The following is a 12687-nucleotide window of genomic DNA, read 5'->3' as shown; positions in this document are numbered from 1 at the left end:
AAAGAGTCTGTCATCGTATCATGCAATGAAAATAAAGGAGGAGATGTTTTATGATTCGTTACGGCATTATTAGTGCCGCCAACATCGTTTCCATGCGTTCGCACAGGCAGCAAAAACGAATGTTTATGCGTTGTTGAATATTTCTAAATGGGGGATTGTTGAACAAGATGAATTGGCGGATTTATCTAAAATCCAAGAAGAATTAGTGACCCAAGCCTTGCAACAATTTCCTGAGTTTATTGTAGGCATCAAAGCACATATGAGTAAAACTGTTATTGGAACCAATGGCATTACGCCGTTGGAACTAGCGAAAAAAATTCAGCAAAAAAATGCTGTTCCTTTGATGGTTCATGTCGGATCGGCACCTCCTGAATTAGCTGATATTTTAGAGGTAATGGAAGCGGGGGATGTCTTGACGCATTGTTTTAACAGCAAAGTCAATGGTATTTTAGCTGCAAATGAGACGATAAAACCATTTGTGTTTGATACCTATTGCAAAGGTATTATTTTCGATATTGGTCACGGGACAGATAGTTTTAATTTAACGTGGCACAAGTCGCTTTGAATGAAGGCATTAAAGCCCATTCGATTAGTTCGGATATTTACATTCGCAACCGAAAAAATGGACCTGTGTATGATTTAGCGACTACCATGGAAAAACTAGCGGTCATCGGCTATACGTGGGAAGAAATTATTGAAAAAGTGACACTTGCGCCTACGCAAAATTTCCATTTAACGACGAAAGGGCAGTTGAAAGAAAACTTTGACGCTGATTTAACGATCTTTGAATTTATTGAAGAAGAAAAAGAACTCGTTGATTCTAATGGTTTTACCCGTGTGACTCCGGTACAAATTAAACCTGTTCAAACAATTATTGGAGGAAAAGTTTATGACAATGAATTATGAGATATTCGGTTTAAAAGAGGTGATTAATACTTCTGGAAAAATGACAATTCTGGGTGTATCAAAAGTGTCAGAACGCGTTTTAGCAGCCCAACGTTTTGGAGGAGAACACTTTTTTGAAATGGAAGATTTAGCCATTCAAACAGGAAAATACATTGCCGATTTATTGCAAGTCGATGATGCGCAAATTGTTTCTTCTGCTTCAGCAGGGATTGCACAATCAGTCGCGGCAGTTATTGGTCAAGGAAGTCTGCATCATGTCTATCATCCATACGACCCTCAGTTAACCAAAAGAGAGATTATCTTACCGAAAGGACATAATGTTGATTATGGGACACCCGTTGAAGTGATGGTTCAACAAGGTGGCGGGCAAGTTGTTGAGGCTGGGTATGCGAACATGTGCACGCCTGATCATTTAGCGATGATGGTAACCGAAAAAACGGCAACGTTTGCCATTACCAATGCTGTCTTTGCCCACACATTACCAGGCGATGTGCCGTTAACAACACGCGCGCAAATTCAGCAGATGATGGATTATCCAGGGATGGATTTAATTCGATGAGACAAGTGTTTATATTGGTGTGTTTAAATGTTTTCTGAGAAAAACGCCGTCCCAAAACTACTTTGATTCTGTCTCACTAGTAACCTTCAATATTGTTTTATTTATTAGATAATGTATCGAACTAAAGCAAAATCATCAGACAATATCTGGTGGTTTTTTTCGTTAAAAACTTCTATAATAAAAGAAAGTAGGTGAAAATATGCGTTTAGTAATTGATGGTGATGGTTCACCGGTCAAAGAAGAAGTGATTCAGTTAGGAGCAACATTCAATTTACCAGTCTTGATTGTCACTAGTGTGGATCATTATACAACCAAAGAATACCCAGATTTTGTTCAATTTATTTATGTGGATAAAGGCGCAGATCGCGCAGACTTTCAAATTGTGAAGGAGATTCAACCAGACGACCTTCTGATTACTCAAGATTATGGTTTGGCTTCTTTAGTATTGCCGAAAAAAGTTCGTGTCTTTCATCATTCTGGGAAAGAATATTTGCCAGAATCTATCGATCAACTGTTGGCACAGCGCTATGTTGGCGCACAGATGCGTAAAGCAGGGAAACGAACCAAAGGACCTAAAGCATTTACCAAAAATGACCGCCAACAGTTTTATCAAATTTTGGAACAAATTATTCGAAACTATTGTGAGTAATTCCGTTAAATGAAAACTCGTTAAAAAATCATTTGGAAGACGGACAAAATAACAGTTTATGATGTGACAAAGTTTCATTTTATGCTAAAATATGTGAGAATCATACGTGAAATGTGACTCTAAATACAGGAGGAAAAACGTTGAAAATTATTTTACTTTACGGCGGACAAAGTGCAGAGCATGATGTATCTATTTTATCAGCTTTTTCTGTACTTAATGCCATTTACTACAACTATTATCAAGTGCAATTAGTCTTTATTTCAAAAGACGGTCAATGGGTAAAAGGGCCTTTATTAACAGATAAACCGACATCCCCAGAAGAATTACACTTAACTTGGGCAACAGCAGGCGAAGCAGGCAACTTTACTGGAACAATTATTCAACCGGGTGATATTAAAGAAGACAATGCAATTGTCTTTCCGTTATTACATGGACCAAACGGTGAAGATGGGACGATTCAAGGATTCCTTGAAACCATTCGTATGCCGTATGTGGGTGCCGGTGTCTTAACAAGTGCCTGTGGAATGGATAAGATTATGACAAAATATATCTTACATTCAGCTGGAATTCCACAAGTTCCTTATGTACCCGTGTTGAAAAATCAATGGAAAGAAAATCCAAAACAAATTTTTGAACAATGTGAAGGCTCTCTACGTTACCCAATGTTTGTTAAGCCAGCGAATATGGGATCAAGTGTAGGCATTTCAAAAGCCGAAAATCGCGTCGAGCTGCAAAATGCATTAGAAGAAGCTTACAAGTATGATAACCGTGCAGTGATTGAGCAGGGCATTGAAGCACGTGAAATCGAAGTAGCGATTTTAGGGAATGAAGATGTTCGTACAACGATGGCGGGCGAAATTGTTAAAGATGTGGCGTTTTATGATTATAATTCAAAATATATCGATAACAATATTGTGATGCAAATTCCAGCACAAGTTCCTGATGAAGTGCAAGAAAAAGCACAAGAATATGCCAAACTTGCTTATACGATGTTAGGTGGAAGTGGATTAAGCCGTTGTGATTTCTTTTTAACAAATAAAAATGAATTATTCTTAAATGAATTAAACACAATGCCTGGTTTTACTCAATTTAGTATGTACCCATCATTGTGGAGCGAAACGGGCTTACAATATGGTGATTTAATTGAAGAATTAATTCAATTAGGTTTGAAACGTTATGAGCAACGTCAAAGCTTTTTAACAGAGATGAAATAAACCGACAAGGCATCATCGAGCAAACTCGACGTGCCTTGTTTTTAGTATGAAGGAGAAAAAAATGAAGCTAACAGTAAAAGAACTAGCCGATGCGTTGCAAATCTCAGTTGTCGGTAATCAAGAAGCCCTTGTGACAAGTGTCGAATTTGATAGTCGTTTAATTCAAGCAGGTAGTTTATTTGTACCTCTAGCCGGAGCACGTGATGGGCATGAGTTCATTGAACAAGCGATAGCTAACGGAGCCGTAGCAACGTTATGGAGTAAAGAATTAGCCACTGCTCCTAGCGAAATTGCAGTGTTACCAGTGGCGGATGTGACGCATGCTTTTCAACAAATTGCGGTCTATTACCAACAAAAGGTTGCACCAAAAATTGCAGCAATTACTGGAAGTAACGGTAAAACAACGACAAAGGATATGACAGAATCTGTTTTAGCCCAAAAATTCCGTACGTATAAAACGCAAGGAAATTATAACAATGATTTAGGAATGCCTTATACTATCTTGCATATGCCAGAAGATACCGAGCTATTGATTTTAGAGATGGGGATGGATCATGCAGGTGAAATTTCTTTCTTATCAAAATTAGCTAAACCAGATGCAGCAGCAATTACGTTGATTGGCGAAGCACATATTGAACATTTAGGATCACGTGCCGGAATTGCCGCAGCCAAAATGGAAATTGTTGATGGCTTGAAGAAAGATGGCTTATTAATTGTACCGGGAGATGAGCCATTACTGACGCCTTTATTGACAGAGTTGTCACAGCAAGTAGCAACATTTGGCTTACATGAAGGCACTATCCGTGGTGAAATTTTAAGTGAAACGAAAGAGCAAACAACTTTTATGGTTGATGGCAAGAAATACCAGATTCCTGTCTTAGGCGGTTACAATGTGAAAAATGCGTTAATTGCCTATGGATTTGGTCGTTACTTTGGTCTAACTTCGGAACAAATTGCCAAAGGGTTAGCAGAATTTCAATTGACGAAAAATCGGACAGAATGGGTCAAAGCATCTAATGGTGCAGATATTTTAAGTGATGTTTACAATGCCAATCCGACAGCGATGGGCTTAGTCTTAGATAGTTTTGGACAATTGGCATTGCCTGGACGTCGTTTAGCTGTCTTAGCAGACATGTTGGAATTGGGGCCGGATTCAAAAGATATGCATCGTCAAATGGCTAATCACATTGGTGAGAAGTATGCGATTGTCTATTTATATGGGGAAGAAATGGCGGCTTTACGTGATGTCTTAGCTGGTACAGTCCATTATTTTGCACCTACACAAAAAGCAGAATTGATTGCACAAATTAAAGCCGATTTATTACCAACTGACAGTATTGTCTTAAAAGGAAGTAACGGTATGGGCTTAGCAGAAGTAGTCGCAAGTCTATAAGCGATGCACTGGAAGAAATTCATTGTAAGCAAGCGTGGAAACTTGCTGAAACTTTCAACCTGTGTTAGACTGTTTAAGTGCCGAAAGATGAAGAAAAAATTGGAATAACTGATAACCTAGACCATCTTGGTTTAGATAAAAAAAGCAATGACGATGTCATCATAAACTCAAAATGAGGCTAGACAAAAAGAAAGTATAGTTTTGTCCTAGCCTTTTCTAATGCCTTCAAGAAGCGGTTTTTCGGTGAGAAACGATTATTCAAATATGTCAGGGACCATGTTTGAAAAATTGTGGAAAAAATACACGCTTTAGCTTACAGATACTTAAAAGTATCTAGTTAAAAACCGACGAGATGAACAAATCATCTACGATCACACTTAGGAGGATCCATTTGAAATTTAAAGAATTAGAACTATCACCAGAATTATTGTCTTCGATTGAGCGTGCCGGCTTTGAAGAAGCAACACCAATCCAAGAAGCAACAATTCCTCTAGCATTAGCAGGTAAAGACGTAATTGGTCAAGCCCAAACAGGTACAGGTAAAACTGCTGCATTTGGTTTACCAATGTTAGAAAAAATTGACCCAGCAAAACAACAATTACAAGGTTTAGTAATTGCACCAACTCGTGAGTTGGCTATCCAAACACAAGAAGAATTATACCGTTTAGGTAAAGACAAAAAAATCCGTGTACAAGCTGTTTACGGTGGTGCCGATATCGGTCGCCAAATTCGTCAATTAAAAGACCGTCCACATATTGTGGTAGGAACACCTGGACGTATGTTAGATCATATTAACCGTCACACATTAAAATTAGCGACAGTTGAAACATTAGTATTAGACGAAGCAGATGAAATGTTAAATATGGGCTTTTTAGAAGATATTGAAACAATTATTGCCCAAGTCCCTGATCAACGCCAAACATTATTATTCTCTGCAACAATGCCACCTGCAATTAAAAACATTGGCGTAAAATTCATGAAAGAACCTGAACATGTAAAAATCAAAGCAAAAGAAATGACTGCTGATTTGATTGATCAATATTATGTTCGTGCAAAAGATTTCGAAAAATTCGATATTATGACACGTTTATTGGATGTTCAAAAACCGGAATTAACCATCGTTTTCGGTCGTACCAAACGTCGCGTTGACGAATTAGCACGTGGATTAGAAGCTCGTGGATACAAAGCAGAAGGTATTCATGGCGATCTTTCTCAACAAAAACGTATGAGCGTTTTACGTGCCTTTAAAGCTGGAAATCTAGATATTTTAGTTGCGACAGACGTTGCCGCACGTGGTTTAGATATTTCAGGCGTGACACATGTATATAATTATGATATTCCTCAAGATCCAGAAAGCTATGTTCACCGTATTGGTCGTACAGGCCGTGCTGGTAAAGGCGGTATGTCAGTGACTTTCGTAACACCAAACGAAATGAGCTACTTACACGTGATTGAAAACTTAACGAAAAAACGTATGTCAACATTACGCCCACCAACCGAAAAAGAAGCATTCAAAGGTCAAATCGGAGCGGCAATGGAAACTGTTGAAGAGAAAATGGATGCCAATGGGTTAGAAAAATACCTACAAGGCGCAGACCAATTATTAGAACAATATTCAGCACAAGATCTTGCTGCTTTGTTATTAAAAACATTAGCAAAAGATCCATCTGATTTAGTTCCAGTAAAAATCACACCAGAACGTCCATTACCACAAGGGAAAAAATCGTTCAAAGGCGGCGGTGGACGTCGTAGTAACAACAACAACCGCGGTGGCGGACGTCGTGAAGGCGGACGTGGACGTGATGATCGTAGAAACCGTGGCGATCGCGATCGCAACCGTGATGACAAAGACAATCGTCGTAGTAACAGTAAAGGAAGTTACAATAAAGACGGTGGTTCTCGTAAACCAAGTCGTCGTCCAAGCGACAAAAAACGTAGCTTCGTAATTCGTAACAATCAAGATTAAGAAAAAATTAATGATTTAACGAGTGGCTAAAGACGAAGGAATAAGCCTTTAAAAGACACCAATTTTCACCTGAGGAAAGAAATTTTCTCAGGTGTTTTTTTTCTTTCTGAAAAAATTTTCAGTGGTATTTCTTTTAAAGTTTGGTAGAATAAAGCTAACTTAAAAGGAAAGAGTAGGAACCTATGATTCAAGGTATCGGGATTGATGCGGTTGATTTAGCACGTATCAAAAAAATCATCCAAGAGAAACCAAAATTTATCGCACGAATATTAACACCCAACGAGCAACTGTTATTTGATGCGTTACCTCCAAAACGACAAGTCGAATTTTTAGGCGGACGTTATGCTTGTAAAGAAGCATTTTCAAAAGCATGGGGTACGGGAATTGGCAAAGTAACGTTCCACGATTTGGAAATTTTAGCCAACGAATTTGGTGCACCCGTTATGACAAAATCACCTTTTAAAGAAGGGCATGTTTTTGTTAGTATTACGCATACCGAGGAACTCGCATTTGCGCAAATTATTTTAGAGAAGTAGAAAGAAGGACATTCGATGGCAATTTCTTATCATCGCCCAACCAAAATAATCGTCGATTTACAAGCAATCAAACAAAATCTTAAAAATGAATTGGCACACAATCAAGGAAAAGATGTTTTTGTGGCTGTGAAAGCTAATGGTTATGGACATGGTGCCGTTCCTGTTTCTAAAGCAGCTCTTGAAAGTGGTGTCACTGGTTTATGCGTGGCGACGATTGATGAAGCAATTGAATTACGAGAAAGTGGAATCGATGCGCCTATTCTTTGTTTGGGAATTGTTGCTATTTCGGTGTTACCACTAGCGCTCACATATGATATTACTATCCCAGTAGCCACTCTTGATTGGCTATATGCAGCGGATGAAGCATTAAAAACGGCAACAAAACCGCTAAATATACATATTGCAGTTGATACAGGAATGGGTAGAATAGGTTTTGTTCATCCAGAAGATGTTCAAACAGCCGCGTTATTTTTGGATAGCGTAGAGACCATGACCTGGGAAGGGATTTTTACGCATTTTTCAACTGCTGACCAAGAAGAAGATATGTACTGGCAAAAACAAAACCAACGTTTTCAAGAAGTTTTAACGCAATTGCCACGTTTACCACGCTATGTACATGTCAGTAATAGTGCCACTTCTATCTGGCATGACGATTTAGGAAATATGGTTCGCTTTGGCATTGCAATGTATGGGTTAAATCCTTCGGGAACAGCCTTAGTTGAAAGTTACCCATTATATCCTGCGCTTTCGTTGGTCTCAGAGCTTGTTCAAGTTAAACAAGTACCCCAAGGAGAAGGGATTGGTTATGGTAAAACGTATGAAACCAGTGAGGAAGAATGGATTGGCACCGTGCCGATTGGTTATGCCGATGGTTATATACGTAAAATGCAAGGATTTCACGTTTTAGTGGAAGGGCAAGTGTGTGAAATTGTTGGTCGTGTGTGTATGGATCAATTAATGATTCGTTTACCAAAAGAAGTCGCAATTGGCACACGTGTAACCTTGATTGGGAAAGATTGTGGAAACGAAATTACTTTACAAGAGGTAGCAGAGCATGTAGGTACTATTCATTATGAAGTGAGTTGTTTATTTTCTGAGCGCATTCCACGAGAATATATATAAGAAAGACTAACTATATAAAGTCAAGTGAAAATAACTAAAATCTTCTGATTGAAAAATAACGAATAAGTGCATCACAAATAAACCTCAGAAAGATTATTTTTTTCACTACTGACGAATTTCATACGGTTCATTCTTTGTTAGAATGGCATGAATAATATAGCATAGCTTTCTTGAAACAGCGCCAATCGCTGTAAGATGGTGTTTTCCTTCTGCTCGTTTCTTATCATAAAAGGCTTTGAAAACTGGATCACATCTGGACGCAATGAGTGCCGCTTGAAACAGTGCTTTTCTTAAGTAGGGAGAGCCACGTTTACTCATCACGTTGTGAGTGGCTTCATATTCACCAGATTTTGAGACAGACGCATCGATTCCTGCGTAGGCTACTAATTTTTTAGGCGTAGAAAATTTCTGAATATCGCCAATTTCACCTAAAATCGTCGCACCAAGGACAGTTCCAATACCAGGAACGGTTTCTATGACCGAATGAAGAGAAGCCATTAATTGTGCAATTTCTTCTTCTGTTCGTTTAATTTGTTCTTCTAAAAAGCTGAGTTGATCAATCATAGAACGTAATTGAAAAACAAAGGCATCTTGAGCAAAACGAACACCAAAAGAATGAGCGGCGGCTGTTTTCAGTGCCTCTGCCTTGCTTTGTCCAACACGACTTCGACTCGCTACACGGAGTGTTTCAGCTAATGTTTCGGCAGAAACTTGATTGAATTCATCAGGAGACGAAAACTCAGATAGGACGGCTTTGGAGGCTTTGCCAAAAATGCCAACTTTTGAAAACACCTTTTCGTACTCAGGAAAGATTTGGTCTAGTATGGCAATGACTTTTCGTTTAAAGTCGCCAGCTGTGCCAACAAGATATGAACGATAACGAGTCAATTGACGTAAGGAGAACATGGTTTCGTCCGCTAAAGCTGTTTCGTTGAATGAACCGTAGCGAATTAAGTCAGCAATTAATACTGAGTCGATACTATCATTTTTTCGTTTACGAATTTCAGTTCCTTTTCTCCAGCCATCTGTTTGAATGGGATTGATGACGTAAACAAGAAACTGTTGTTCATCAAGAAATGAGAAAAGGGCTAACCAATAGTGACCGGTGGCTTCCATACCAACAAGAAAGTCCTCTGTGGAATCAGAGAAAGAAGTAAGTCGTTCTAAAAGAGCGTGAGTACCGTCCAAAGAATTCACAAAAGAGAAACCTTTAAGTAGGACTTTTCCTTCGTCATTCATGACGGAAGCGACGTGTGTTCGTTTGCCAATATCAATACCTAGATAAAACATAAGCACACCTTCTTTACAAAATTTGGATTGATTACCACTCAACTGAAAAGCGTCACTACCTTGTTCTAGATACGGAGTAAGGCATTTGCCTTCAACATCTAACTCATTCGTAAACAGCTTAACAGAGAGAGGGATTAGTCTTTCGATTACGAGTTTGAAAACTCAAGGAAGAAACAATCTACCTCTCAATCCATTAAGTATATTTTCTCAAATAATTGAGTAAATACCAAATAAAAAATAACAAAAGGTTCCTAAGGTTCTCCTCTAAAATCGGAAGATTAAAACCTTAAATATAATATACAAGGAAGATGTCTATGGTCAAACGTGGTGAAATCTACTTTGCTGACTTATCCCCCGTGATAGGTTCAGAACAAGGTGGTTTACGTCCGGTTTTAGTGATTCAAAATGATTTAGGGAATCATTTTAGTCCCACTGTGATTATTGCAGCGATAACCGCCAAGATGGCAAAACCCAAGTTACCAACACATATTGGGATTACAGCAGCGGGAACTGGTTTAGGTCGCGATTCTGTTATTTTAATGGAACAAATACGCACGATTGATAAATCACGATTAAAAGAAAAAATTTGTCGTCTACAAAACGATGTCATGCAGTCTGTTGATATTGCACTGAAAATCAGTGTCGGTTTAAACATTACAATAGACGAGAAGGGTTTAGTACATAAAAAATAAGTTGGTGAATAAATGGGGTATATCGTTGTCGGGCTCACATTGATTTTATGCGGTTGGTTTAGTTTTCAGCGCTTACACCAATCATTTTTGTTTCGTCCACCCGTTGAAAAAGCCGGTTATTATTTATTGGTGAAAAAATATGAAGACGCCTCTGGCAACTATTTTGGGGTCTTTCAACAAGGTGAAGAAGAAGTAGTCATCGCAATGTCCGCAAGTCTCTATGTCCGCGTGCAAGTTCCTATGCGAGGGTATTTAAAAGTAGCGAATCAGCGCGTGCAGTCATTTGAATAAGGAGTGAAGAACATGAGTAAAATTGGTTTTTATGGCGCAGGTCATATGGCAGAGTCAATGATCCATGGTTTGATTGAATCAGGATTGTATCAACCAGAAGATATATATGTGTACAATCATCGATACGAACCAACATTAAAAAAATAGCAGAACACTATCACATTCAACCCCTTTTGGATGAAAAAGCTTTATTTGTTGCTGCAGAAGTGATTATTTTAGCCGTCCAACCAAAAATCTTGTTACAGGTATTGCCGACAATCCGTGACTATATTCAAGACAATCAGGTTTTAGTTTCGGTCGCAGCTGGGGTGTCACTTGAAGAAATTGAAGCAGGGATAGGCAAACATAAAATTGCTCGGGCAATGCCAAACACACCAGTTACCATTGGTGAAGGGATGTCTTCTATTTCGGTGAATCATCAATTTACTGATGAGGATCGTCAAACGGTCGTCCAAATCTTTGAAAGCTTTGGTCGGGCAAAAATTCTTCCCGAACAACAAATTGATGCGGTTATCGGAGTGAGTGGTTCGTCACCAGCGTATGTCTATTTGTTTATCGAAGCTTTGGTAGATGGTGCAGTTGCAGAAGGGATGAGTCGCAAAGATGCGTATGAGTTTGCGGCACAAGCGGTGTTAGGCGCTGCTAAAATGGTGTTAGAGACAGGCAAACACCCTGCTGAATTAAAAGATGCTGTCTGCTCGCCAGGAGGAACCACGATTGCTGCTGTGGCGTCTTTAGAAAAAGATGGTTTTCGAGCAGCTGTGATGAATGCCGTACAAGCAGCTATTCAAAAAAATCGAGAATAAGACAGAACAAACAATCCGCCCCATTGCGAAAATGAGGGCGGATTCTTTACTGATGCCAACCTATCTGTTTAGGTGTCTTTTTGTTCACTAAATTCAGCTAATTCCATCGTAATGAAGGAACCAATCATTTCACGATAAAGGTGTTCGACTAAATCTGGATTTACCTCATATGTGATGGCTTTTTCGCGGACTTTTTGAATGACCGCTTCGACACGGGCATGGTCTTTTACTCCTTGCGTATCTTTTTTGAAACGAGCAGCTTGCATGACACATGCTTGTCGCTTGGCAAGCAGTTGAACGAGTTGCGTATCGAGAGCATCAATTTCGTGCCGTAATTCTTCTAAATTTTGAGCAGTCATTTGTTTCTCCTAACTCAAATGATTTACAGGTAAGATCATTTGGCGTTGTTCTGTTAATTGATAACTAGTGACAGGTTTATCATAAAATTTTGGCAACAAGTCGGGAGTTAAAATCTCCTGACGTTGTCCTTTCGCAAAGATTTCACCGTTTTTAAGCATCATCACGTGACTGATGAAAGGCAAAATTTCTTCGGTATGATGCGTAACAAATAACAAACTTGGCGCTTCTGGTTGTCGTACTAAATGGTCGATTTTAATTAATAACTCTTCGCGAGCAAATAAATCAAGACCATTACATGGTTCATCTAAAATTAATAATTCAGGATCTGCCATCAAAGCACGCGCAATCAAGACGATTTGACGCTCGCCTTGCGAAAGAAAATGATAATTTTTACCAATTAAACTTTTGGCATCCAATGAAATCAGAATTTCTTTGGCTCTCTCTAAATCTTCTTCGGTAAAGGCTTGATAGATTCCAATACTAGCAAATTTTCCAGATAATACAATTCGTTCGGCAGTATCATTGACATTCAAACGATATTGTAACGCTGTGCTGACCCAACCAATGCGTTTTGAAAGTTCAGGAATCGAGGTTTGACCAAATACTTGATCCAGCACCGTTAATTTACCTGCAGAAGGCCAAAGACTACCGGTAATTAGCTGGAGTAACAAGGTTTTTCCAGCACCGTTCAATCCTAAAATTGCCCAGTTTTCACCTTCTTGGATTTGCCAATTAATGTTGTTTAAGAGTGGTTGTTGCTGTCTGATAAGTGAAACATTTTCGAATGTTAAAATTGCCATACTAGCGCCTCCTTTTCTCTTATCATACCAGTCTGCGTTTTGTTTTACCAATAGTGTTTTGAATTTTCAAAAAAATTCGTGAAGCCTTCATTTTTTTGTTATT

Annotated in this window: 13 protein-coding genes and 2 pseudogenes; 12 read left to right on the top strand and 3 right to left on the bottom strand. The window is 38.8% G+C overall.

The features are described 5' to 3' along the window. Window positions 1–82: 82 nt before the first annotated feature. The 8 genes and pseudogenes from PYW32_RS12150 to alr form a co-directional block, all read left to right on the top strand. Window positions 83–906: pseudogene (locus tag PYW32_RS12150) on the top strand (amidohydrolase family protein); the annotation flags it as partial. Next, a pseudogene (locus PYW32_RS12145) lies at window positions 890–1348 on the top strand (PLP-dependent aminotransferase family protein); the annotation flags it as partial. The pseudogenes PYW32_RS12150 and PYW32_RS12145, both read left to right, overlap by 17 nt. A gap of 316 nt (window positions 1349–1664) precedes the next feature. Next, complete coding sequence (locus tag PYW32_RS12140; RefSeq protein WP_016174015.1) at window positions 1665–2114, top strand: YaiI/YqxD family protein; 450 nt, start codon at window positions 1665–1667, stop codon at window positions 2112–2114. Between the two features lie 140 nt (window positions 2115–2254). After that, window positions 2255–3328: a D-alanine--D-alanine ligase gene (locus tag PYW32_RS12135; protein WP_016174016.1), complete on the top strand. Its 1074-nt coding sequence runs from the start codon at window positions 2255–2257 to the stop codon at window positions 3326–3328. 61 nt (window positions 3329–3389) lie between these two features. Next, window positions 3390–4721, top strand: coding sequence for a UDP-N-acetylmuramoyl-tripeptide--D-alanyl-D-alanine ligase (locus PYW32_RS12130; RefSeq protein ID WP_016174017.1), 1332 nt, complete (start codon window positions 3390–3392; stop codon window positions 4719–4721). Between the two features lie 391 nt (window positions 4722–5112). Beyond that, on the top strand, window positions 5113–6687 hold the full coding sequence (gene cshA, locus PYW32_RS12125; RefSeq protein ID WP_016174018.1) for a degradosome RNA helicase CshA: 1575 nt from the start codon (window positions 5113–5115) through the stop codon (window positions 6685–6687). A gap of 182 nt (window positions 6688–6869) precedes the next feature. After that, on the top strand, window positions 6870–7223 hold the full coding sequence (acpS, locus tag PYW32_RS12120) for a holo-ACP synthase (RefSeq protein ID WP_016174019.1): 354 nt from the start codon (window positions 6870–6872) through the stop codon (window positions 7221–7223). 15 nt (window positions 7224–7238) lie between these two features. Then, window positions 7239–8345 (top strand): alanine racemase, encoded by a 1107-nt coding sequence (gene alr, locus PYW32_RS12115; RefSeq protein ID WP_016174020.1) that lies wholly within the window; start codon window positions 7239–7241, stop codon window positions 8343–8345. A 105-nt stretch (window positions 8346–8450) separates the two neighbouring features. Here alr and PYW32_RS12110 read toward each other — a convergent pair whose 3' ends face one another. Next, the gene (locus tag PYW32_RS12110; protein WP_016174021.1) at window positions 8451–9635 is read right to left on the bottom strand and encodes an IS110 family RNA-guided transposase; all 1185 of its coding nucleotides are present in this window, start codon (window positions 9633–9635) and stop codon (window positions 8451–8453) included. A 314-nt stretch (window positions 9636–9949) separates the two neighbouring features. Here PYW32_RS12110 and PYW32_RS12105 point away from each other — a divergent pair, with 314 nt between their 5' ends. From PYW32_RS12105 to proC, 4 genes are read left to right on the top strand one after another with little or no spacing between them, the layout of a single operon-like run. Next, window positions 9950–10327, top strand: coding sequence for a type II toxin-antitoxin system PemK/MazF family toxin (locus tag PYW32_RS12105; protein WP_016174022.1), 378 nt, complete (start codon window positions 9950–9952; stop codon window positions 10325–10327). 12 nt (window positions 10328–10339) lie between these two features. After that, window positions 10340–10618 (top strand): hypothetical protein, encoded by a 279-nt coding sequence (locus PYW32_RS12100; protein ID WP_016174023.1) that lies wholly within the window; start codon window positions 10340–10342, stop codon window positions 10616–10618. Between the two features lie 12 nt (window positions 10619–10630). After that, a complete protein-coding gene (locus tag PYW32_RS12095; RefSeq protein WP_016174024.1) occupies window positions 10631–10765 on the top strand; it encodes a pyrroline-5-carboxylate reductase family protein in 135 nt (44 codons plus the stop codon). Next, complete coding sequence (gene proC, locus PYW32_RS12090; protein ID WP_338070865.1) at window positions 10702–11424, top strand: pyrroline-5-carboxylate reductase; 723 nt, start codon at window positions 10702–10704, stop codon at window positions 11422–11424. Before PYW32_RS12095 ends, proC begins: the two co-directional genes overlap by 64 nt. A 68-nt stretch (window positions 11425–11492) precedes the next feature. On the opposite strand, the gene PYW32_RS12085 is transcribed toward proC, so the two are convergent. Both PYW32_RS12085 and PYW32_RS12080 read right to left on the bottom strand, forming a co-directional pair. Further along, complete coding sequence (locus tag PYW32_RS12085) at window positions 11493–11783, bottom strand: chorismate mutase (RefSeq protein WP_016174026.1); 291 nt, start codon at window positions 11781–11783, stop codon at window positions 11493–11495. Window positions 11784–11792: 9 nt separating this feature from the next. Beyond that, complete coding sequence (locus PYW32_RS12080) at window positions 11793–12584, bottom strand: ABC transporter ATP-binding protein (protein ID WP_016174027.1); 792 nt, start codon at window positions 12582–12584, stop codon at window positions 11793–11795. Window positions 12585–12687 lie beyond the last annotated feature (103 nt).

Origin of the sequence: Enterococcus saccharolyticus subsp. saccharolyticus (genome assembly GCF_029023825.1) — a bacterium.
GTDB classification, from domain to species: domain Bacteria; phylum Bacillota; class Bacilli; order Lactobacillales; family Enterococcaceae; genus Enterococcus_F; species Enterococcus_F saccharolyticus.
Note: the sequence above shows the minus strand (reverse complement) of the source record. Positions and strands in the feature narration are given on the sequence as shown.

What these genes read in the sequence shown, in the direction of transcription:
- PYW32_RS12140 (WP_016174015.1), top strand. Translation starts at nt 1,665, where the DNA reads ATGCGTTTAGTAATTGATGGTGATGGTTCACCGGTCAAAGAAGAAGTG.
- PYW32_RS12130 (WP_016174017.1), top strand. Translation starts at nt 3,390, where the DNA reads ATGAAGCTAACAGTAAAAGAACTAGCCGATGCGTTGCAAATCTCAGTT.
- acpS (WP_016174019.1), top strand. Translation starts at nt 6,870, where the DNA reads ATGATTCAAGGTATCGGGATTGATGCGGTTGATTTAGCACGTATCAAA.
- alr (WP_016174020.1), top strand. Translation starts at nt 7,239, where the DNA reads ATGGCAATTTCTTATCATCGCCCAACCAAAATAATCGTCGATTTACAA.
- PYW32_RS12110 (WP_016174021.1), bottom strand. Translation starts at nt 9,635, where the DNA reads ATGTTTTATCTAGGTATTGATATTGGCAAACGAACACACGTCGCTTCC.
- PYW32_RS12105 (WP_016174022.1), top strand. Translation starts at nt 9,950, where the DNA reads ATGGTCAAACGTGGTGAAATCTACTTTGCTGACTTATCCCCCGTGATA.
- PYW32_RS12100 (WP_016174023.1), top strand. Translation starts at nt 10,340, where the DNA reads ATGGGGTATATCGTTGTCGGGCTCACATTGATTTTATGCGGTTGGTTT.
- PYW32_RS12095 (WP_016174024.1), top strand. Translation starts at nt 10,631, where the DNA reads ATGAGTAAAATTGGTTTTTATGGCGCAGGTCATATGGCAGAGTCAATG.
- PYW32_RS12085 (WP_016174026.1), bottom strand. Translation starts at nt 11,783, where the DNA reads ATGACTGCTCAAAATTTAGAAGAATTACGGCACGAAATTGATGCTCTC.
- PYW32_RS12080 (WP_016174027.1), bottom strand. Translation starts at nt 12,584, where the DNA reads ATGGCAATTTTAACATTCGAAAATGTTTCACTTATCAGACAGCAACAA.